This is a genomic window from Streptacidiphilus jeojiensis, from assembly GCF_042510965.1.
In the GTDB taxonomy this organism is placed as follows: Bacteria; Actinomycetota; Actinomycetes; order Streptomycetales; family Streptomycetaceae; genus Streptacidiphilus; species Streptacidiphilus jeojiensis.
Map to the genome: position 1 here is coordinate 569,772 of NZ_JBEUKS010000003.1, position 21,269 is coordinate 591,040.

18 protein-coding genes are annotated in these 21,269 nt (G+C 72.5%); 9 read left to right on the forward strand and 9 right to left on the reverse strand.

Annotation, left to right across the window (positions count from 1 at the left end; all coding sequences use genetic code 11):
• The first annotated feature begins 25 nt into the window (after positions 1-25).
• The 3 genes from ABUW04_RS11605 (at position 26) to ABUW04_RS11615 (ending at position 4,030) form a co-directional block, all read left to right on the forward strand.
• The gene (locus tag ABUW04_RS11605; protein ID WP_380564433.1) at positions 26-2,353 is read left to right on the forward strand and encodes an FHA domain-containing protein; all 2,328 of its coding nucleotides are present in this window, start codon (positions 26-28) and stop codon (positions 2,351-2,353) included.
• A gap of 82 nt (positions 2,354-2,435) precedes the next feature.
• Positions 2,436-2,981, forward strand: coding sequence for a hypothetical protein (locus ABUW04_RS11610; RefSeq protein ID WP_380564434.1), 546 nt, complete (start codon positions 2,436-2,438; stop codon positions 2,979-2,981).
• On the forward strand, positions 2,981-4,030 hold the full coding sequence (locus ABUW04_RS11615) for a serine/threonine-protein kinase (RefSeq protein ID WP_380564435.1): 1,050 nt from the start codon (positions 2,981-2,983) through the stop codon (positions 4,028-4,030). Before ABUW04_RS11610 ends, ABUW04_RS11615 begins: the two co-directional genes overlap by 1 nt.
• Before the next feature lie 7 nt (positions 4,031-4,037).
• Here the strand turns inward: ABUW04_RS11615 and ABUW04_RS11620 are convergent, their stop codons facing one another.
• On the reverse strand, positions 4,038-5,417 hold the full coding sequence (locus ABUW04_RS11620; RefSeq protein WP_380564436.1) for a streptophobe family protein: 1,380 nt from the start codon (positions 5,415-5,417) through the stop codon (positions 4,038-4,040).
• Positions 5,418-5,884: 467 nt separating this feature from the next.
• Here ABUW04_RS11620 and ABUW04_RS11625 point away from each other — a divergent pair, with 467 nt between their 5' ends.
• Positions 5,885-7,006, forward strand: a complete 1,122-nt coding sequence (locus ABUW04_RS11625; protein WP_380564437.1) for a DUF6777 domain-containing protein — start codon at positions 5,885-5,887, stop codon at positions 7,004-7,006.
• Between the two features lie 30 nt (positions 7,007-7,036).
• Here the strand turns inward: ABUW04_RS11625 and ABUW04_RS11630 are convergent, their stop codons facing one another.
• From ABUW04_RS11630 to ABUW04_RS11650, 5 genes are all read right to left on the reverse strand, one after another.
• Positions 7,037-8,515 carry a N,N-dimethylformamidase beta subunit family domain-containing protein gene (locus ABUW04_RS11630; RefSeq protein WP_380564438.1) on the reverse strand — a complete coding sequence of 493 codons (1,479 nt, stop codon included), beginning with the start codon at positions 8,513-8,515 and terminating at the stop codon, positions 7,037-7,039.
• Between the two features lie 152 nt (positions 8,516-8,667).
• Positions 8,668-8,988 (reverse strand): STAS domain-containing protein, encoded by a 321-nt coding sequence (locus ABUW04_RS11635; RefSeq protein ID WP_030261499.1) that lies wholly within the window; start codon positions 8,986-8,988, stop codon positions 8,668-8,670.
• Entirely contained in the window at positions 8,985-10,289 is a 1,305-nt protein-coding gene (locus ABUW04_RS11640) for a PP2C family protein-serine/threonine phosphatase (protein WP_380564439.1), read from the reverse strand. Before ABUW04_RS11640 ends, ABUW04_RS11635 begins: the two co-directional genes overlap by 4 nt.
• Positions 10,289-11,098, reverse strand: a complete 810-nt coding sequence (locus ABUW04_RS11645; RefSeq protein ID WP_380564440.1) for an alpha/beta fold hydrolase — start codon at positions 11,096-11,098, stop codon at positions 10,289-10,291. Before ABUW04_RS11645 ends, ABUW04_RS11640 begins: the two co-directional genes overlap by 1 nt.
• Positions 11,099-11,178: 80 nt before the next feature.
• Positions 11,179-12,696 carry a catalase gene (locus ABUW04_RS11650; RefSeq protein WP_380564441.1) on the reverse strand — a complete coding sequence of 506 codons (1,518 nt, stop codon included), beginning with the start codon at positions 12,694-12,696 and terminating at the stop codon, positions 11,179-11,181.
• Positions 12,697-12,988: 292 nt separating this feature from the next.
• On the opposite strand from ABUW04_RS11650, the gene ABUW04_RS11655 reads away from it, so the two are divergent.
• Entirely contained in the window at positions 12,989-13,441 is a 453-nt protein-coding gene (locus ABUW04_RS11655; RefSeq protein WP_380564442.1) for a hypothetical protein, read from the forward strand.
• On the opposite strand, the gene ABUW04_RS11660 is transcribed toward ABUW04_RS11655, so the two are convergent.
• Complete coding sequence (locus tag ABUW04_RS11660; RefSeq protein WP_380564443.1) at positions 13,397-15,040, reverse strand: HD domain-containing phosphohydrolase; 1,644 nt, start codon at positions 15,038-15,040, stop codon at positions 13,397-13,399. The two genes, ABUW04_RS11655 and ABUW04_RS11660, sit on opposite strands and share 45 nt — an antisense overlap.
• A gap of 10 nt (positions 15,041-15,050) precedes the next feature.
• Positions 15,051-16,115, reverse strand: coding sequence for a LacI family DNA-binding transcriptional regulator (locus ABUW04_RS11665; RefSeq protein ID WP_380564444.1), 1,065 nt, complete (start codon positions 16,113-16,115; stop codon positions 15,051-15,053).
• A gap of 178 nt (positions 16,116-16,293) precedes the next feature.
• Here ABUW04_RS11665 and ABUW04_RS11670 point away from each other — a divergent pair, with 178 nt between their 5' ends.
• Together ABUW04_RS11670 and ABUW04_RS11675 are read left to right on the forward strand one after the other, a co-directional pair.
• The gene (locus tag ABUW04_RS11670; RefSeq protein WP_380564445.1) at positions 16,294-17,616 is read left to right on the forward strand and encodes a glycoside hydrolase family 6 protein; all 1,323 of its coding nucleotides are present in this window, start codon (positions 16,294-16,296) and stop codon (positions 17,614-17,616) included.
• A gap of 184 nt (positions 17,617-17,800) precedes the next feature.
• Positions 17,801-19,000: a serine hydrolase domain-containing protein gene (locus ABUW04_RS11675; RefSeq protein ID WP_380564446.1), complete on the forward strand. Its 1,200-nt coding sequence runs from the start codon at positions 17,801-17,803 to the stop codon at positions 18,998-19,000.
• 60 nt (positions 19,001-19,060) lie between these two features.
• On the opposite strand, the gene ABUW04_RS11680 is transcribed toward ABUW04_RS11675, so the two are convergent.
• Positions 19,061-19,921 (reverse strand): SDR family oxidoreductase, encoded by an 861-nt coding sequence (locus ABUW04_RS11680; protein ID WP_380564447.1) that lies wholly within the window; start codon positions 19,919-19,921, stop codon positions 19,061-19,063.
• An 88-nt stretch (positions 19,922-20,009) separates the two neighbouring features.
• Between ABUW04_RS11680 and ABUW04_RS11685 the strand changes: the two genes are divergently transcribed.
• Positions 20,010-20,759: a TetR/AcrR family transcriptional regulator gene (locus ABUW04_RS11685; protein ID WP_030261474.1), complete on the forward strand. Its 750-nt coding sequence runs from the start codon at positions 20,010-20,012 to the stop codon at positions 20,757-20,759.
• Positions 20,760-20,814: 55 nt separating this feature from the next.
• The gene (locus tag ABUW04_RS11690) at positions 20,815-21,267 is read left to right on the forward strand and encodes a nitroreductase family deazaflavin-dependent oxidoreductase (protein WP_030261472.1); all 453 of its coding nucleotides are present in this window, start codon (positions 20,815-20,817) and stop codon (positions 21,265-21,267) included.
• The last annotated feature ends 2 nt before the right edge of the window (positions 21,268-21,269 follow it).

Consider the following 21,269-nt stretch of genomic DNA (forward strand, 5'->3'; position numbering starts at 1 on the left):
GGGGGCGCGGCGGTAAAATTCGGGCATGGCCGTGCGCCCGGTCGCACCGCAGCTCCTCCTGGAGATCGACGGCGACTCCCAGCTCATCAGCCCGAACCACCGATACCGGTTCGGGCGCGATCCGCAGAGCGATGTCGTCCTCGCCGACCCCCGGGCCTCCTGGCACCATGCCGTGCTGTGCGCCGCCGAAGGGCACTGGATCCTCGACGACGACGGCAGCACCAACGGCACCTACGCGATGGGCCACCGGATCGAGCACCTCGATGTCGGCCCCGGCACGGTGGTGTGCTTCGCGGACGCCGTGGACGGCGTCCGGGCCTCGCTCGCCGCGCTGCCCGCACCGGACCGGGCGGCGGAGCGGCCCTCCGCGCTGACCGCGATCACCGGCTCCTACCGGCAGCCCACCCGGGTCCGCCGGCTGCCGCAGCGCAGCCTGAGGATCGGCCGCGCGCCGGAGAACGAGCTGGTCGTGGACGACCTCGTGGTCTCCCGGCACCATGCCGAGCTGCAGACCCGCGCCGACGGCAGGTTCGAGATCGTCGACCTGGACAGCCACAACGGGACCTTTCTCAACGGGCAGCCGGTCGACCGCGCGTTCGTCGGCCCGGGGGACCTGATCGGGATCGGCCACTCGCTCTTCTGCCTGGTCGGCGACGAACTGCAGGAGTTCGTCGACACCGGCGAGGTCACCCTCGACGTGGAGAACCTGGTGGTCCGGGTCGGCGGCGGCCGGACGCTGCTGGACGGAGTCTCCTTCCCGGTCGGGCAGAAGTGCCTGCTCGCCGTCGCCGGCCCCAGCGGCGCGGGCAAGTCGACGCTGCTGAACGCCCTGACCGGGCTGCGTCCCGCCGACGAGGGCTCGGTCCGCTACGACGGCCGCGACCTCTACCGCGACTACGCCGAGCTGCGTCGGCGCATCGGTCTGGTCCCGCAGGACGACATCCTGCACACCCAGCTGACCGTCCGTCGGGCCCTGGGCTACGCCGCGGAACTGCGGTTCCCCGGCGACACCGGCAAGGACGAGCGGCGGGGCAGGGTGGAGGAGGTGATCACCGAACTCGGGCTGGGGCAGCGGGCGGACCAGGTGATCTCCAGCCTCTCCGGTGGCCAGCGCAAGCGCGTCAGCGTGGCACTGGAACTGCTCACCAAGCCGTCCCTGCTCTTCCTCGACGAGCCCACGTCCGGGCTGGACCCGGGCATGGACCGGTCGGTGATGCACATGCTGCGCGGGCTGGCGGACGACGGGCGCACGGTCGTGGTGGTCACGCACAGCGTGCTCAGCCTCGGTCTCTGCGATCGGCTGCTGCTGCTCGCACCGGGGGGCCGGATCGCCTTCTACGGCCCGCCCGACGAGACACTGCCCTTCTTCGGCTTCCCGGAGTGGCCTGACGCCTTCGAAGCCTTCGAGAACGACCGCAGCCGCGACTGGGCCCGCGAGTTCCGCGACTCCGACCCCTACCGGCGCTACATCGCCTCGGCGATGGGCCGGCCCGCCGGGAATCCGCCGGCCGAGCGGTCCACGGTGCCGCCTTCGCCCGCGCAGAGCTGGGGTTCGCAGCTCGGCACGCTGATCCGTCGGTACGCGGCGGCGCTGGCGGCCGACCGCACCTTCCTGGCCATCATGATCGCGCTGCCGTTCGTGATGGGCGCGATGGCGCACGCCCTGGCGGGCAGCAGGCTGGACCAGAACTCGGCACTCAACGCGCTGCTGATCCTGTGCGTCGGCGGAGTGCTGACCGGCGCCGCGAACGCGGTGCGGGAGCTGGTGAAGGAGCGGGTCATCTATCAGCGCGAGCGGGCCGTCGGGCTCTCCCGGTCCGCCTACCTGTGCTCGAAGATCGTCGTGCTGGGCGCGGTCACCGTCGTGCAGGCGGTGGTGCTGACGATGGTCGGGCTGTTCGGCGTACGGCTGAGACCGGGCGGCGGCGGGGGAGTACTGCTGCCGCCGCTGGCCGAGATCACCATCACCGTCGCGCTGCTGTCCTTCACCGCGATGATGCTGGGGCTGCTGGTGTCGGCCCTGGTCCGCAAGGAGGAGGTGACGATGCCGCTGCTGGTGCTGCTGGCCATCGTGCAGGTGGTCTTCTGCGGCGCCCTGCTGAAGCTGAACGGCGTCCCGGTCCTGGGACAGCTGTCCTGGCTGGTCCCCTCACGCTGGGCGCTCGGTGCGATGGCCGGCACGATCGACCTGCACGCGGCGGTGCCCGGCACCCTCACCTCCGACCCGCTCTTCGCACACCGGGCGGGCGTCTGGCTGCTCGACCTCGGCATGCTGGTCGTGCTCTCGGTGGTGCTGGCCCTCGCGGTGGCCCGACTGCTGCGGCGGCAGGAGCCCAAGGTGATGCGTGGCTGACCCCGGCACCCCCGGCGCCGCGCGGGCGGCTCCGGTCGGATGCCGAGTGGCGGCTCCGGGCCCGCGCGGATAGGACGTTGGCATGGATGCGTTGGAGTTCCGGCCGACCCACGTCGCGCCACCGGACGGCCTGGCCACCTGGACCAGGCCGGACTTCTCCGAGCCGAGCGTCCGACTGGACGCGCTGCTGCCGGTCCAGGTCGCGGACAGGCTGGGGGACTGGGCCCGGGTCGTGTGCTCCAACGGCTGGACCGCCTGGGTGGACGGCCGACTCCTGGTATCCCTGCCGCACCGTCCGCCGGGGACCGCGCAGCCGCTGACCCGTGCGGACGACCCCCGGCCGCTGCTGCGCCGGCTGGAGCACGCCCTCACCCAGTACCGGGAGCAGGCCGAGGACCTCGCCGAGGGGACCATCGATCTGGAGGCCTTCCGGCACCTCACCCGCGGGCTGCGGCTGGGCGTGGTGCTGGACGGTGACGCGGCCTGGCTGCTCGATCTGGACCAAGGACGCTGGTTCTACTGCGACGGCCTGCAACTGCACAGCTACGCGGCCGTCGAGCCGCCCGGCACCAGCGGGAATCCGGCGGCGGCACCACCGGGCCCCGGTCCCGGAGGCGGTGACGTCTGATGGCCGCACCCACCGGCTCCTCGGACATGATCGGCCGCCGGATCGCCGGCTACCGCCTGGACCGCGAACTCGGCCGGGGCGGCATGGCCGTCGTCTACCAGGCCCAGGACCTGCGGCTGGACCGCGTCGTCGCGGTCAAGCTGCTCTCCCCGCAGCTGGCCCGCAACGAGATGTTCCGCCGGCGCTTCGCCCACGAGTCACGGGTCGCCGCCGCGATCGACCACCCGCACATCGTTCCGGTGTTTGAAGCCGGTGAGGCCGACGGGGTGCTGTTCATCGCGATGCGCTACGTCCAGGGCCGTGACCTGCGCGTCCTGCTGGACCGCAGCGGACCGCTCGCCACCGCGCAGGCGGTGCGGATCGCCGCCCAGGTCGCCTCGGCACTGGACGCGGCGCACGCGCACGAACTGGTGCACCGGGACGTGAAACCCGGCAACATCCTGGTGGCGGAGGGCACCGACGCCGACCACCCCGAGCACGCCTACCTCACGGACTTCGGCCTGACCAAGAAGTCCCTCTCGCTGACCGGCTTCACCACCGTCGGCCAGTTCGTCGGCACCCTGGACTACGTCGCACCGGAGCAGATCTGCGGCAAGCCCGTCGACGGGCGCTGCGACGTCTACGGCTTCGCCTGTGTCGTCTACGAGATGCTCACCGGGTCCCCGCCGTTCCGGCGCGAGGACGACCTGGCGCTGCTCTGGGCCCACCAGTACGACGAACCGCCGGCGCCGACCGGGCTGCGGCCGACCCTGGCAGCCGCGGTGGACCCGGTGCTGGCCCGCGCACTGGCGAAGTCACCGGACGACCGCTTCGACAGCTGCCTGGAATTCGTCACGGCGCTGCGTGGAGCCCTCGCCACGACCCCGCCGCCGGCGGCCGAGCCGCAGGCGGTCCTGCACGCGCCCACCCAGGTGGTCCACGCCGCACGACGGTCCACCGCCGGCACCGCGGAACGACCCGAAGGCGTGCGGCCCCTCCCGCACTGGGCCCGACCGGTCTACGCTCCCGACGGCGACCCGCCGCAGCAGGTCCGACCCCCGTCGCGGTGACACCGGCTCACCCCGGGCGTCCGCGCCGCGCGGACCCGCGTCGCAGACGGGCGCCGAACCATCCGCCCGCCGCGCCGGCGACCGCGCCCCACAGCGCACCCAGGAGCACCGACCGCAGCAGGTCGGGCAGCAGGACGACGCTGCCGCTCAGGGCGGTGCTCCCGCCGGAGCCGCCGGTGAGGCTGCCCAGGATGTCCGAGGCTCCGTTGCCGACCCCGAGGAGGGACAGTCCGTAGGCCGTCGACACCCGGGTCAGCAGCCCGATCAGCAGCATCGCGAAGGCCACCGCCAGGCCCAGGCCGACCGCATGCCGCCACAGCGCGGGCCGGCCCGCGTCCTCGGCACGGCGTGCGCCGCGCGCGCCCATCACCGCTCCACAGCACAGCAGCGCCACCGCTGCCAGCACCGCCAGCACCCACACCCGTGCGTCCTGCCGGGCCAGCGAACCCAGGTCCACGGTGGTGTCCCGGGTCCCCGCCGACCGGAGCACCTCGGACAGGACCTTCGGCATCGGCAGGCCGATCCCGGTGCTCAGATGCCCGTGCCAGGACCCGCCCAGGCCGAGTCCGAAGGCGAGCCAGGCGACGTTGGGCAGGGCCAGGACCACCACGGCGAGGACATCGCGGGCGGGGCCGCGCACCACTGCCGTGACCAGCCCCGCGACCAGGGCCACCAGGACGTAGCCGAGCAGCACGGCGAGCAGGGCCGAACCGGCGGGCCGCACCCCGTTCTGGAAGCGCAGCAACCGCGGCGGCAGCGGCGCGGACCGCGAGACGGCGAAGGTCAGAACCAGCACCACCAGCAGCCACAGCAGCCCGAAACCGATCGCCCGACCCAGGCCCACCCGGAACCCGACCGTCGGGGACGCGTTCAGCGCGCTGCCCAGCTGGTCGGTGATGGTGTTCCCGGTCGAGACGGCGAAACTGTGCCGGGCCGCCAGCGTCACCAACGAGACCGCAAGCGCCCAGAGCAGCGCGGTCATCACCGCCCGCACGAGCAGTTCACCCGCGTGCGCGACCGCGCGGTGCCGCAACGGTCGCAGGAAGGCCACCCCGGCGACCAGGGCGCCGACCAGGCTGAGGGAGAGCGGCAGCGCCTCGACGGCGGCGTTCGCCTGGGCGATGAACCCCGCCGACCCGTCCAGGGTCAGCGGGGTGCCCAGGGCCATGAGCACCGTCGCGGCCAGCACCGCGGTGAAGGAGCCGCCCGGCAGGGTGTCGGCCCGGGCCAGCCAGAGCCCGAGGGCACCGAGCGCGGCCATGGCCACGAGCACGCCGAGGACCAGGCCCAGCGCGGCGCTGAAGCTGCGCAGCAGCAACGGCCCGACTCCCGGGTCCGGGCCCAGCGGGGGAGGACCGGACGAGGCGGGTGGGTCACCCTGATGCATGGTGGCTCCCGGAGGCGAGGACGGCTGCTGACGGCCCCGGCGCAGGCCGTGATCGCCGGGCAGTACCAGCCTCGGGCACGCCGCAGCGCCCCGCGAGCGCGCTGCCTGGCGCGACCACGCTTGGGACCACTTCCGCGCCCCCGCCGCGGCGGCCGTGTGCGAGGTCGGACGGGGCGGCCGACAATGGCGGTGAAGGGGGCGGACGACCCGAAAGCCCGGGAGGCAAGCCCGTGACCACCCAACCCCCCACGGATCCGCCTGCCGAGCCGCCCTGGGAACGCACCGGCAGCGAGCCCGGCGTTCCGCCGTCCGAGCGGACCACGAGCGCGCCGTCCGGCCCCCCGTCCGGCCCACTGTCGGCCCCCTCGACTCCGCCTCCCTCGACTTCGCCGTCGTCGCAGCCGACGGAGGCGCCTTCCGCTCCCGCGACGCAGGTGGCCGGCCATGCCGCTCCGCCCGTGCCGCCCGTGCCGCCTGTGCCGCCGCCGGGCGAGCCGCCCTCCGGCGGTGGGGACGCCGGTTCCTCGGCTGCCGGAGGGAGACCGCACAAGGCCTGGTGGCGGCGCCCGGGTGCGCTGGTGGCGCTCGGCGCGGCGGTGGCGGCCGCCGTGGTGCTGCCGATCGTGTTGACGGGCTCCGGGACGTCGCAGGCCGTCGCACTGCAGACAGCGGACTCGACGGGACCGTACCCGTTCACTCCCGACACCCAGAGCAAGCCGACGACCGGCGCTTCGGCAACGGCCTCGGCAGGGCAGGCGGCGACGCAGGCCGCAGGCACACCGACCCGCACGGTGCCCGGCTCGGCCGTCGGCCTCTACGGCGGCACCGAGTCCCTCTCCAGCTGTGACGTCGCCCGGCTCTCGGCCTATCTGACCACGCATCAGGACAAGGGCAGGGCCTGGGCCTCGGTCGAGGGCATCGCTCAGGACCGGATCGCCGCCTACCTGCGGACACTGACCCCCGTGGTGCTGCGGGCCGACACCCGGGTGACCAACCACGGGTTCCAGAACGGGCAGGCGACGGCGTTCCAGTCGGTGCTGCAGTCGGGCACCGCCGTGCTCATCGACAGCAGCGGACTGCCGCGGGCCCGCTGCGCCTGCGGCAATCCGCTGCTCGCTCCCGACCGCTCCGGCAGCCAGGAGACGTTCACCGGGACCGCCTGGCCGACGTTCCAGGTCAACAACATCGTGATCATCGAGTCCACGGTGATCCAGCAGACCACGATCATCCTCTTCGACCAGCAGCACGACCGCTGGTTCAGCCGCCCCGTCGGCGGCGACGGCCAGGGTGACCGCCGCGTGCCCGCACCGCCGCTCCCCAGTACGTCGGCCAGCGGCTCGGGCAGTTCGAGCACGACGTCCGGCAGCCCGTCGGCGAGTCCGTCGGCCTCACCCAGCTCGGCCGGCCCCTCGCCGTCGACGCAGTCTCCTTCGTCGTCGGGGTCGCCGTCCGGATCCGGGTCGGCGTCGGTCTCGGGCTCGGGCTCGGCGTCCGGATCCGCGTCCTCGGGTTCGCCGTCCGGTTCGGAGCCCGGGCCGGCGAATGTCCCGTCCGACTCAGGATTCGGGTCGCTGTCGAGCTCGCCCTAGCCGTCCACGGGTGGGCGGGGTCGGCCGGGGTCAGTAGTAGGTCGCGATGTTGTCCTGCGGCGGGGGAAGGTGCCTTCCGGCCGGCCCCTGGGCGAAGGCGGTGAGCAGATTGGACGTCGCCCGGGTCACGAAGGCGCCGGTACGGGCGTCCATGCCGTGGTCCCCGTGGTCGTCGTGGGTGCCCGCCATCAGCCCCTCCACCCAGCGCATGGTCCCCGATGCGAAGACCCCGGCGCCGCTCGGGACGGTGTAGTAGGCCGAGTCGGAGTGGCTGGGGCTGCCCTCGCAGACCAACGGCGAGTGGGCCAGGATCTCCAGGGGGCGGGGGGTCGGCGCGGCCGGGGTGACCCGGTCGTACTCGACGCCCACCAGGTGCGGGAAGGAGTCGCCGGCCTTGGCGCCGGTGCCCGCGTAAAGCCAGTGGTCGGCGGCGCGGACGACGTACGGTGCGTCGGTGGGGTAGCCCTCGTAGAGGACTCCGGTGAGCGAGGACTCCAGGTCGGCGCCGGGGGCCGCTCGGAAGTCGGTGGTGGCGGCGCCGGTGCCCGGCCGGTAGCCGGGGTCCTCCGCGTACGAGGACTTGTAGCAGACGACGGTGCGGCCGCCGTCCTGGTAGCGGATCCGGCGGAAGCAGGTGTTCGCGCCCAGGAAGGCCACGTTCGACCCGGCGTCCCTGGCCCCGGTCACCGCGGCGCGCTGCTGCGGCGTCCAGTACTCGTCATGGCCCGGGGAGATCAGGGTGGTCGCCCCGCGCAGCAGCTGCGGCTGCCGGTGCACGTCGAGGCCGGTGGTGTAGGCCAGCGGGATGCCTAGCCGCTCGGCGAGCACCACCAGGGCCCGTTCGTAGACCAGGAAGAGCTCGGCGCCGCTGTCGTCGTAGGGCCGGTCGAAGGAGACCGCCAGCGAGCGGGTCGCATAGGCTCCGTCCTCGCCCTGGTAGAGACTGCGGCCACCCCACAGGTTGTACGCCTGCCAGGTCGCCGGGGCGTGCATCAGCAGCGTCCGGCCCACCGCGCTGGGGGATCTGACGATCAGTGGGACATAGCGCTGGTGCCCGTTCTCGGCGTCCAGGCGCAGCAGGTAGGCACCGGGCGGCCAGCCGTCGGTCCCGACCCGGAGACTCGGCTGCCAGCCGGCCCGGACCGTGCGGGTGGACTCGACGATCTGCGCAGCCGGCTGCACCCGCCCGGCGACGCGGCCCGAGCGCCAGACCCGGCGGGCCTGTGCGCCGCCGTACCAGCCCACCCGGTAGGCCGACACGGTGAAGCCGGCCGCGGTGGTGGACACGTACAGGGTGAACGGCCGGCCCGGTTCCACGCTGACCTGGTCGGCGTAGCCCTGGACGGCTTCCGGGTCGCCCGGGTTGCTCAGCCGCCAGTCGGCGTCGCCGGGGCGGGCCTGCTCGATCTGCTCCGGCGTCAGCGACGCGGCTGCCGTGGGCGTGTGCTGCGGCGCACCGGTGCTGCCGACCTGCCCCGGTCGATGCGCTGCGGCACATCCGGACAGCACGGTGAGACCCGCGGCCGCGGTGCCCCCCAGAAACCGCCGCCTGCCCAACTCTTCCACGCCCTGGCCCTCTCGCCGTCAGGTCGGTCACCGAGCACCAGCATGCCGTTCTTCCCGCTGATCCGCCTCACCGGGAGGTTCCGACCGCCGCGCTGCTACTGCCCGGCGAGGCGCAGGACCTGGTCCAGGCCGAGGATCCGCAGGATGCGCAGGACCCTTGCCGGCACGTCGGCCAGGACCAGGTCCGCCTCCTGGGCCAGGGCGCGGCGGTGCGCGGCGATGAGGGCGGTGATGCCGCTGGAGTCGCAGAAGGCGACCGCGGACAGGTCCAGGGTCAGGATCTGTCCGGGCGTCAGGGCGGTGTCGGTGACGGCGGTGCGCAGCTGCGGGGCGGTTGCGTGGTCCAGGTCGCCGACCAGGGCGAGGACCGGGCCGGTGGCGTTGTGTCCGGCGTTGATGGTCAGTTCGGGGGTCATCCTGCGGCGCCTTCGGTCGTGTTGGCGGCGGGAACGCCGAGGGCCAGCAGCGCGGTGTCGTCGTCCAGCCCGGCACCGAAGCTCTCCAGCAGGCCCTGGAGGGCGTTGATGGTCGCTGCGGCGCCGGCCGGGGCGAGGGCGGCTGCGAAGGTGTGCAGGTCCTCCTCGCTGTAGCGGGGGCCGGCCTGGGTGCGGGCCTCGGTGAGGCCGTCGGTGTAGAGCAGCATGGTGTCGCCGGGACCGAGCAGTGTGTGGGCGGTGCTGAAGTGGGGCCGGGGCAGGATGCCGACCAGGGTGCCGCCGGGGGTGGGCAGGAACTCCGCGGTGCCGTCGGCGCGCAGCAGCAGCGCGGAGGGGTGGCCGCCGCCGGCCAGGGTGACCGCGATGCCGTCCGGACGGGGCGTCAGGGTGCCGGCGATCGCGGTGCAGTAGCGGGGGTCCTCGCCCGCGTAGCGCTCGTGCAGTGCGGCGTGCACGGTGGCCAGTGCCTGGACGGGGTCGCTGTCGGCCAGGAACGCGGCGCGCAGGGTGTAGCGGATCAGCGAGGTGGCGGAGGCGGCCTCGGGACCTTTGCCGCACACGTCGCCGAGGAAGAAGCCCCACCGGCCGCCGGCCAGGGCGAACAGGTCGTAGAAGTCGCCGCCGATCTCGTCCACGGAGGCGGGGTGGTAGTACGAGGCCGCGTCCAGGCCTGGGACCTGCGGCAGTTGGGGCGGCAGCAGGCTCTTCTGCAGGATGGCCACGACCTGTTGCAGGCGGGCGCGTTCGGTCTCGGCTTCCTGGTGGGCGGTCTCGGCCTGGCTCTGGGCCTGTTCGGCGCTCTTGCGGGCGCGGAGCAGTTCCTGCTCGTAGGCGCGGCGGTCGCGGGCGTCGAAGAGCGTGGTGCGGATCAGCAGGGGCTGTCCGTCGCTGCCGGTCTTGACGGTGGAGGTGACCAGGACCGGGAGCCGGCTGCCGTCGGCCGCCCTGAGTTCCAGGGCGATGCCGGACAGGTGGCCCTGCATGGCCAGCAGCGGGGCGAAGTGCGTCTCGTGGTAGAGCTTGCCGCCGACGGTCAGCAGGTCCGCGAAGCGCCTGCGGCCCACCAGTTGGTCGCGGGTGTAGCCGAGCCAGTCCAGCAGGGTGGTGTTCACCTTGGCGATCTGCCCGTCGAGCATGGTGGACAGGTAGCCGCACGGCGCGTGCTCGTACAGGTCCTCGGCACTGTCCTCCAGCAGCGCGGAGAACTGTGCCCGCTCGGCCTCCTCCACGCTGTCGTGTCCTGTCTCGCGTTCGTGCTCGCCGTCTGCGGTCCCGCACATCACCGCGCGGCCCCGGCGAACTCCATGATGGCCTTCCCGGTGGCCTGGGGCGCGCTGAGCTGCGGGCAGTGTCCGGTGGCGTCCAGGGTCACCAGACGGCTTCCCGGGATGGCGGCGTGCACGAAGGCGCCGACCTCCCGCGGGGCGATGACGTCCTGGGAGCACTCCAGCACCAGCGTGGGCACCGCCACCGACGCCAGGTCGGCCCGGGAGTCGGAGTGGAAGGTCGTGTGGGCGAACACCGAGGCCATGACCGGGTCGGTCGCGCAGAAGCTGTTGGTCAGTTCCTGCCCCAGTTCGGGCCGGTCCGGATTGCCCATGATCACCGGTGCCATGGCACCGGACCATCCGAGGTAGTTGGAGTCCAGCGATTCCAGCAGTTCGTCGATGTCGCCCGCGGTGAAGCCGCCGGTGTAGCCGGTGGCGGGGTCGTCGATGTAGCACGGCGAGGGCGCGACCATGATCAGCTTGGCGAACCGGTGCGGCCGTCGGGCCGCGGCCAGCACCCCGACCATGGCACTGACCGAGTGCCCCACGAACACCATGTCGGTCAGGTCCAACTGATCGCAGATCTCCAGCACGTCGTCCGCGTACCCCTCCAGCGAGGAGTAACGCTCACGGTTCCAGGCGGAGGGATCCGCGTTCCCGGAGCCGACGTAGTCGAACAGGATCACCCGGAAGTGTTCGACCAGCTGCGGCACCACCAGGCGCCACATGTTCTGGTCGCACCCGAAGCCGTGCGCCAGCATGACCACCGGACCGTCGACCGGTCCGGTCACCTTCACGTTGTTCCTGCTGACGGCGTCCATTCGAACATCGTCCCATGCCCGGTGGCCCCGGCCGACAGGTCGCGCCCGCCGAACCGGCGGGCACGACCCGGGGTGTTCGATCAGGCCTTGTTCTGCATCGAGCTGCGGGCCGGGTCGGCCTGCTGGTCGGCCTTGGGATCCTTCTGGCCGGCCTTGGCGTTCACGCCCTCCTGGATGCGTCGGCCGATGTCCGGGTCGATGCGCTTCCAGTACGCGAAGGCACGCTGCAGGACCGGTTCGGTGACCCCGTTGAGGAGGTGGCCGACCACGTTGTCGACCAGGCGGTCACGGGCGCTGTCGTCCATGACCTCGCGCACCAGGGTCCCGGGCTGGCTCCAGTCGTCGTCCTCGGCGTGGTCGACGTAGGCCGTCCGGGTGATCTCCCCGCTGACCTGCCAGCTCGGCGGGGCGCCGAACCGGGCGGTGTCCGCTGCCGGGCCGCCCTTGGAGTTGGGCGCGTACACCGGGTCGGTGCTCTTGCGGTACGCCATCGCGCCGTCCTTGGAGTAGCTGTGGACCGGGACGGTCGGCGCGTTGACCGGCAGCTGCTGGTAGTTGGTGCCGATGCGGTGGCGGTGGGCGTCGGCGTAGGAGAACAGCCGGGCCAGCAGCATGCGGTCCGGGCTGGGCCCGATGCCGGGGACGAGATTGTTGGGCTGGAAGGCCGCCTGTTCGATCTCGGCGTGGTGGTCGGTGGGGTTGCGGTCCAGCGTCAGCCGACCGACCTCAATCAGCGGGTAGTCCGCGTGCGGCCACACCTTGGTGAGGTCGAACGGGTTGAAGCGGTAGGCCGCGGCGTCCTGCTCCGGCATGACCTGGACGTGGAGCGTCCAGCTGGGGTACTCGCCGTCGCGGATGTGCTCGAACAGGTCACGGGTGTGGTAGTCGGTGTCGGCGGACGCCATCTGGTCGGCCTCGTCCTGGGTGAAGCACTCGATGCCCTGGTCGGTCTTGAAGTGGTACTTGACCCAGGACCGTCGGCCCTGTTCGTTGATCCACATGTAGGTGTGCGAGCTGTAGCCGTTCATGTGGCGCCAGGTGCGCGGGATCCCGCGGTCGCCCATGAGCCAGGTCACCTGGTGGGCGGTCTCGGGGGAGAGGGTCCAGAAGTCCCACTGCATGTCGTGGTCGCGCAGGTTGTTGTCGGCCCGGCGCTTCTGGGAGCGGATGAAGTGCTGGAACTTCATCGGGTCCTTGATGAAGAAGACCGGGGTGTCGTTTCCGACCATGTCGTAGTTGCCCTGTGTCGTGTAGAACTTCAGGGCGAATCCGCGCGGGTCGCGCCAGGTGTCCGGGCTTCCGCGCTCGCCGGCCACGGTCGAGAACCGGGCCAGCACCTCGGTGCGCACACCCGGTTGGAAGACGGCGGCCTTGGTGTGGGCGCTCACGTCAGCGGTGACCTCGAAGTGGCCGAAGGCGCCGCTGCCCTTGGCATGGGGCTGGCGCTCCGGGATGCGCTCCCGGTTGAACTGGGCCATCTGTTCGATCAGGTATCCGTCCTGCAACAGCAGTGGACCGTCAGGCCCGACGGTCAGCGAATGCTCGTCGCTCTCGACCGGAGCGCCGGAGTCGGTAGTAGTGGCCGGGACATCAGTCATGCGATCGACCTCGCAGAGTGGTGCTGGGGGCTGGCGCGATGCCACCCCTGGGGCCGCGCAGCATCCGCTGCCGGCAGCGGAGCCGGGGACGCTCGCGCGGCACACGTACGGGTAACCCGAAACCCCGCGGGGTAAACAGGGCGACTCCCGCGAGCCCCGGTGCAGCGGCAGTGCACCGCTGCCCGCACCGCTGCCGAAGATGGGGAACTCGCCCCATGTGCCGGGCGGCTTCGCGGCGGATTCTCGAACCAGCACGGGGACGAGTGGACCGACATGAAGAGGAGCCGACGCCATGACCGGTACCGCAGGAGAACGCTTCGCCCAGGCACTGGCCGCCAAGGACCGGGAGGCGCTGACCGCGCTGCTGGACCCCGCGGTGGACTTCCAGGCGCTGACACCGGGCCGCCACTGGCAGTCCGGGGACCCGGCCGAGGTGGTCGACCAGTTCGTACTGGGCCACTGGTTCGGTCCGGCCGCCGAGATCCGGGGACTGCGGATGCTGGCCGACCGCGACGTCGCCCGGCGCCGCCACGTCGCCTACCAGCTGCGGGTACGACGCGAGGGCGCGGACTACCTGGTCGAGCAGCAGGTCTACTACGAGCTGGCGGCCGAGGGCCGGATCGGCTGGGTGCGGCTGCTGTGCGCCGGTTACCAGCCCGAACCGCCGGCCACTGTCGAGCCGTCGGCCGTGCTCGCGCCGTCAGTCGTCGCGGGCGCGGGCGCCGAGGCCGTCGTCACGGGCTGAGCCCGGCTCCGTGGCCGGGTCCGTGCTCGGGCCGAGCCCGTGGCGGGCGGCGAACAGGCCCGCCAGGGCCCGGTTGGTGGCGCCGGTCTTGGCGTAGATGTGCTCGATGTGGTGCCCGGCGGTGCGCGGGGAGATGTGCAGCACCTCGGCGACCCGACGGGTGGACAGGCCGCGGGCGAGCAGCCGCAGCACCTCCACCTCGCGGGTGGTCAGCCCGGCGGGCCAGGTGCCGCGCCGCGGCCTGCGGTGGCCCGCTGCGCCCAGCACCGCCTCGGCCGCGCCGGCGTCGATCCGGCCCGCACGCACCTCGGCGCGCAGCAGCGCGGCGGCCTCATCCGGAGTGCCCGCGCGCCGGTGCGCACGCTCTTCGGTGTGCGCCTGGTACAGGTCGGCGGCTGCCAGCAGCCGGCCCTCCGGGGTCAGCGCCGCGCCGGACAGGCCGCGCGGATAGCCGGAGCCGTCCAGCCGCTCGTGGTGCTGCACCGCGACGGCCGCGATCGGTGCCAGCGCGGGCGAGCACGCCAGCATCCGCTCGGTCAGGTACGGGTGCAGTCGGACCCGCTCGGTCTCGGCGAGGGAGAGCGGTCCGGCCTTGTCCCAGACCGAGTTGGGCACACCGAGCCGTCCCAGGTCGTGCACCAGCGCGGCACGGCGCAGGGTGTCGCGTGCCGCGTCGGGCAGACCGGCGATCCATGCGGCAGCTTGCGCCAGTTCCGCCACCCCGCGCGAATGGCCGATCGTCCAAGGGGACTTGACGTCGACGAAATCGGCGACGGCGAGCAGCGCCGCGTCCAGCTCGCCCTCGGTGAGCGGTGTGCCGGGGGCCGGGTCGGCACGCTGCACCTGGTCCCAGCCGCCGTCGAGATCCGCCATCAGCTCTTCGGCGCGCGCGGTGAAGGCGTCCACCACCGCCGGGTCGAACTGGGTGCCGCGCCGCTCGCGCGCCACCGCGACTGCAGCCTGAGTGCCCGCCGAACGGTGGTAGGCCACCACCACGTCGGCCAGGTTCACCAGCCTGGCGGTGAGCAGGATCTGCTCGCCCCGGGCCCCCTTCGGGGCGCCGCGGCCGTCCCAACGCTCGAAGGTCTGCTCCACGCAGGCCCGAACCCCTGGCGTGAGGCCCAGCTGGGCGGCGAGGGCGTCGGCGGCCTGCCAGTGGTTGCTGAGGATCGCGGCGGCGTCGCGGCGGCCGGCCCGCAGGAAGGCCAGTCCGAGTCGGGCCCGCTCTGCGGCCGAAGTGAATGTCGGCCCCAGGGTCGGGCCACCGCCGCCGAGGTGCCGCAGCATGAACCGTGCCTCGGCGACGGGCCCGGAGAAGTCGGTGCGTCGGAAGTCGGCCTTCAGCACGGTGTCGTCGCCGAACCACTTGGCCTGCTCGTAAGCGTCCACGTGGCAGCCGACCCAGGAGACCAGCGAACCGTAGTAGACGACCTTCCGGTCGTCCTCGTCGAGACCCAGCTCGCCCGCCAGCCGAAGCGCCACCAGGCACTGCCGCAGCACATGCTCCATGGGCTGGCCCATGCCCAGGTCCGCGCCGAGCGACAGCACCGCGAGCAGTTCCGCCAGCCGCACCCGCGAGAACGCAGATGGTTCCGCCACAGTGGCGATTCTAGGCCTGCGGCACGTCCGTCGCATCGAGCGTCCGTGTGGGAGCGTGGGCGGGGAGGGAGCTTCCTCGTACCAGCAGCTTCGTGGGCAGGATGAGGGGGGTGGGCTCCTCGCCCTCGATGAGGGTCACCAGCATGCGGGCCATCTCGCGGCCCAGTTGGCGGATCGGCTGCTGGACCGTGGACAGCTGCGGGTTGGTGAGTCGGGAGACCGGAGCGTCGTCGAAGCCGACCACCGCGACGTCCTCGGGGACCCTGCGTCCGCTCTCGCGCAGGGCGCGCAGGGCGCCGGCGGCCATGTTGTCGGAGGCGGCGAAGACGGCGTCCAGGTCGGGATGCCGGTCCAGCAGGAGCCTGGTCGCTGCGTAGCCGCCGGCCTCGGTGAAATCGGCTTCCACGGTGCGGGTGGTGTCCAGGCCGGCGACGGCCAGGGCCTCGCGGAAACCGCGGAGGCGTTGCACGGCGGCGTCGGTGTCCAGCAGGCCGGTGACGGTGGCGATGCGGCGGCGGCCGAGGGCGATCAGGTGCTCGGCCGCGAGCCGCGCACCGCCGCGGTTGTCGGCGTCCACGTACCACTGCGGTTCGGCGTCCAACGGGCGTCCGCCGTAGACGACAGGCAGGTCCAGTTTGCCGGCGAGGCGGTGCAGCGGGTCGTCGCCGTGGAGGGAGAGCAGCATCAGTCCGTCCGCACGGCGGGAGCGGAGGATGCGTTCCAGCCGGGTGCGGCCGTGCTCGGAGGCTGCGAGGACCAGCATCAACACCAGGTCGGTGCGTTCCAGCTCGGCGCTGACGCCGACGATGACCTGGGCGAAGAAGGGGTCGGCGAACAGCTCCGGGTCGTGGTGGGAGACGGCCAGGACCACCGCGCCCGCCTGCTGGGTGGCCAGGGCGCGGGCGCTGCGGTTGGGGACGTAGTCCAGTTCGCGCACCGCTCGCTCCACGGCCTGGCGGGTCGCCGGGCTGACGTTCCCGCTGCCGTTGATGGCACGGGAGGCGGCCGCACGGGAGACCCCGGCGGTCTGCGCGACCTCGTCGAGTGTGGGGCGGCGCTTGGGCGGTGTGGACACAGGGGGATCTTACCCGCGGCGGCCACGGTACTGGAAGCGCTTCCAGTTCTTTGTTCAAGTCATTGACAGCGGATGGGTGGGCAAGCACTATCTCGTGCAGATTCTGAAGGCCTGTCATGACTGGAAGCGCTTCCAGTTCACCTCTCCCACCCTAGGAGTCATCGTGCAACCTCGCAGTGTGCGAAGGCGTGTGGCCGCTGCTGCGGCGCTCGTCCTGGGCCTCGGTCTGACGGTGCTCGCGCCGGGCTCGGCCTCGGCCTCCACGGCCGTGTCCACCGGACACACGATCAACCCGGCCACCCGGTTCTTCGTGCCGCCGCCCGCGGACGGCTCGGTGCAGCAGATCGCCGGGCTGGTGAAGTCCGGCGACCTCAAGGACGCCAAGCTGCTGACCGAGATGGAGACCGTTCCGTCCGCCGTGTGGCTCACCGGCGGCACACCCGCGCAGGTCGCCAGGCAGGTGCGGACCACCCTGGCCGAAGCCGCGCTGGAGCGGGCCGAGCCTGTGTTCGTGGTCTACGACATCCCCGGACGCGACTGCTCCGAGTACTCCGCGGGCGGCGCCGCCGACCAGGCGGCGTACCAGAGCTGGATCGACGCGGTCGCCTCGGCCGTGGGCCGTGCGCACGCCATGCTGCTGGTCGAACCGGACGCGCTGGGCAACGAGCCGTCCGACTGCAACCTCCCCACCAGCGCCTATCCGTACACCGACGCCGAGCGGACCGGGGAGGTCGGCTACGCGGCCGGCGCGTTGGAGAAGGACCCGAACACCAGCGTCTACCTGGACGGAACCAACGCGCACTGGCAGGCCGTCGGCAACATCACCTCACGGCTGCTGGCGGCGGGCGTGCAGCAGACCCAGGGATTCTTCCTGAACGTCTCCAACTTCCGTACCAACGCCGAGTCCCAGGACTACGGCTCGTGGATCTCCGACTGCATCGCCATGGTCACCGACCCCTCGCACTGGGCCTTCGGCCACCCGGAGTACTGCGCCAGCCAGTACTACCCGGCCACCGTCGACGACTTCAGCACCTGGAGCCAGACCACGGCCTGGTACACCCAGAACCTGGGCGGCGCGGTGCCCACCACGCACTACGTGGTCGACACCAGCCGCAACGGACAGGGCCCCAACACCATGGCGGCGTACGGTGCCTCACCGTACGACCAGAGCCCGGCCACGGTCGCCGCGCTGATGCAGGGGAACTGGTGCAACCCGACCGGCGCGGGGCTCGGCGTGCGGCCCACGGCCAGTACCGGCGTGCCGCTGCTCGACGCGGACCTGTGGATCAAGACACCGGGGCAGTCCGACGGCCAGTGCGACGCCGCCGGCGGGGTACGGGCCTGGGACTACACGGCCTACACCCAGCCCGGCTGGCCCACGGACGCCGCCGCGCAGGCGCAGTTCGACCCGCTGTGGGGCCAGGTCGACCCGGCCGCAGGAGCCTGGTTCCCGGCACAGGCCCTGCAGTTGGTGCGGCTGGCCGCCCCGAAGCTGGGCTGAGCCGGCCGTAGGGGTTCTCCGCCCGCCCGCCCGCGCCCTCCTGGACCGGGGCGCAGGCGGGCGGGCGGGTAGCTCCAAACGGGTGGACTCGCCGGGACGCGTATCGGACGGGGACCGTCGGCTGTGGTCCGGATGGTGACGTTGCCATCTGCGCCCCTGCCCTGACCCGGAAGAAGCGTCCCACATGCAGAACGCCCCCTCCCGCCGTGGGTTCACGGCGGCACTCCTCGCGGCGGCGGTGCTGGCCCCCATGGGGGCCGGTTCCACCGCAGCGGCACTCGCCAAGAGCGGCGCCCGGTACGGCGAGGACGACTGCCCGCCCGGCGGACTCGGCCCGGAGCTGACCGCTCGGCTGGACACGGCCATCGAGGACGTCCGCCGGCAGGCCGGCATTCCCGGCGTCATCGCCGGCGTGTGGCTGCCCGGCAGGGGAAGCTACACCCGCGCGACCGGCGTCGCCGACACCGCCACCGGCCGACCGATGACCACCGACCTGTTCATGCGGATCGGAAGCGAGACCAAGACCTTCACGGTCACCGCGCTGCTCCAACTCGTCGACCAGGGCACGGTCCGGCTCGACGACCCGATCTCCGCCCATCTCGACGGCGTCCCCTGCGGCGGCCTGATCACGCTGCGTCAGCTCGCCGAGATGCGCAGCGGGCTGTTCCCGTACACCTCGGACCCGGACTTCGTGCAGGACCTGTTGAGCGATCCGAGTCGCTCGTTCACCCCGAGGGAACTGCTGGCGTACGGCTTCAAGAACCAGAACACCTTCGGGCCCGGCGAGAAGTTCCAGTACTCCAACACCAACCTCATCCTGCTCGGCCTGGTGGTCGAGAAGGTCAGCGGCCTGGGCCTGGCCGACTTCATCCACCAACGGGTGCTCCGCCCGTCCGGGCTGCACCACACGCTGCTGCCCCAGGGCGCCGAGATCCCCTGGCCGCACGCACACGGCTACACCAACCAGACGCTGAGCGGCGCCGTCGCGGACACCACCGACTGGAACGGCAGCTGGGCCTGGGCAGCCGGGGCGATGATCTCCGACCTCCAGGACCTGCGCCGCTGGGCCGAGATCGTCGCCACCGGAACGCTGCTCAGTGCGCAGACCCAGGCGGAGCGGCTCAAGGTGCTTCCGACCGGCCTGCCCGGCACCAGCTACGGTCTGGGCATCTTCGAGACCAGCGGATGGATCGGCCACAACGGCTCCACACCCGGCTACCAGAGCGTGACCGTCCACCTACCCTCGCAGAAGGCCACCCTGGTGCTTCTGCTCAACACGGACATCAGCTACGGGGGCCAGGAGCCGTCCACGCTCCTCGCCCGGGCGATCACCGAGATCGTCACCCCGGACAACATCTACGACAAGCCGACACCCCCGAGCTGAGCGGTGTCGCCCCGGCGCGTAGTGGGGTGCCGGAAGATCCCGGCGTGCCTGGTCGTGGCGTCACTCGGCCCATTCGTGCTCCAGCAGGGTGCGGAAGTCGGCGGGACGGTGGCCTATCAGTTCGGCCAGCGTCGGGTCGACGGTGGTGAACTCGCCGTTGCGCGCCGCGGCGAAGATGCTCAGCAGCAGGTCGGCGATCGGGGCTGGGGCGCCGTGCGCCAGGGTCTGCTCGCGGAAGTCGTCGTCGCCGAGGACGGTGCGCTTGAAGGGGCGGCCGGTGGCCCGGGCCGCGATCTCGGCGATGGCGTCGAAGTCGAGCGCCTCCGGGCCGGTGAGCGGCGGGGTGGGGCCCTGGAAGCGGCCCTCGTCGAGCAGGATCGCCGCAGTGGCCTCGGCGAGGTCGTCGTGGCCGGTCCAGGCGACGGGGCCGTCGGCGGGCAGGGCGATGTCGCCGCTGTGGCGGGCGGAGCGCAGGAACTGCAGGGCGCTGCTCGCGTAGAAGCCGTTGCGCAGCGCGGTCCAGGGCAGGCCGGTGGCGCGCAGCAGGTCCTCGGTGGCGGCGTGGTCGCGGCAGGCCTGGAAGCGGGAGTCGTGGGCTGCGCCCATCTGGCTGGTGTAGAGGATGCGGCCGACGCCGGCCTGCACGGCGGCGTCGACGGCGGCGCGGTGGCCGGTGACGCACTCCTCGCCGGTGCGGTCGAGCGAGACCAGGAGCAGTTGCTCCGCCCCCTCGAAGGCGTGCCGGAGCGAGTCGGGGTCGTCGAAGTCGCCCTGCCGTACCCGGACGCCGCGGTCGGCGAGGTCCTGGGCCTTGCGGGGGTCGCGGACGCTGACGCCGATGCGGTCGGCCGGGACGCGCTGCAGGAGCAGTTCGACGGTGCGGCGGCCGAGCTGTCCGGTGGCTCCGGTCACGATGATCATGGGTTCTCCCGATGCTGGTTCCAGTGGAAACATGAAAATGGTAGCACTGGAAATACCAGCGGAACCACATCCTCGGTATCATCGGTCCATGGCAACGCGCGACACCACCGACAGCCCCCGTCGCCGCATCGTCGAGGCCGCCGTCGAACTCCTGGAGACCGGCGGCCCCGACGCGGTGAGCACCCGCGCAGTCGCCGCCGCGGCCGGGATGCAGCCGCCGGCGATCTACCGCCTCTTCGGCGACAAGGAAGGGCTCCTCGAAGCCGTCGCGGAGCACGGCTACGCACAGTTCCTGGAGAGCAAGCGCGCCCACCTCGACCCCGACGGGCAGGACCCGATGGAGGAGCTGCGCCGCGGTTGGGACACGGTGGTCGAGTTCGGGGTCACCCATCCCGAGCTGTTCGCGGTGATGACCAGGGCCACCGGCCGCGGGGCGGACCTGGGACACCGTGCGGGCCTGGAGATCCTCCACGGCCGGGTGCGCCGGCTGGCGGCCGGCGGGTGGCTGCGGGTCGACGAGGAAATGGCCGCCCAGGTCATCCAGGCCACCGGCCTGGGTGCGGTCACCACCTGGCACTCCACCCCCGCGGAACGCCGCGATCCGGCGCTGCTGACCCTGCTGCGCGAGGCCATGGTCGCCGCCGTCACCCGCCTGGAACCGACGCTCCCCGCCACCGAGTCCGGCCCCGCAGCGGCAGCCCGCGCACTGCGCGCCGCCCTCCCGGCCGACACCGACGTCCTCACCGGCGCCGAGCAGCACCTGCTGCGCGAGTGGCTCACCCGCCTGGCGGCGGACGTCGGCACGCCGCGGACCGGGGACGCAGCGGCGGCGTCATGATGGAGATCCAAGCCCCGGCCGCCGAGGTGCGGCAACGGTCCTGAGGAGACGTGACATGAGTGCAGCAGTGAACTGGAACGAGCAGGTCATCGAGGAGTTCCGGGCGAACGGGGGCAGGGTCGGCGGGCCCTTCGAGGACGCGCCGCTGGTCCTGGTCCACCACCGCGGCCGCAAGAGCGGGAAGGGGCACATCGCCCCGATGATGTACCTGCCGCACGAGACCGACCAGGACCGCGTCTACGTCTTCGCGAGCAAGGGCGGAGCGCCCACGGATCCTGACTGGTACCGCAACCTGACCGCCGCCGGCGAAGGCAGTGTCGAGCGCGGCACCGAGACCTACCCGGTGACCGTCCACGAGGTGACCGGCGCCGAGCGCGACCGGCTCTACGCCGAGCAGGCGAGCCGCTACCCCGGCTTCGCCGAGTACGAGCGCAAGACGGCCGGCATCCGCACCATCCCCGTGCTCGAACTCCGGCGCGTCCATGACGCAGCGTCAGCCGGCGCCTGAGC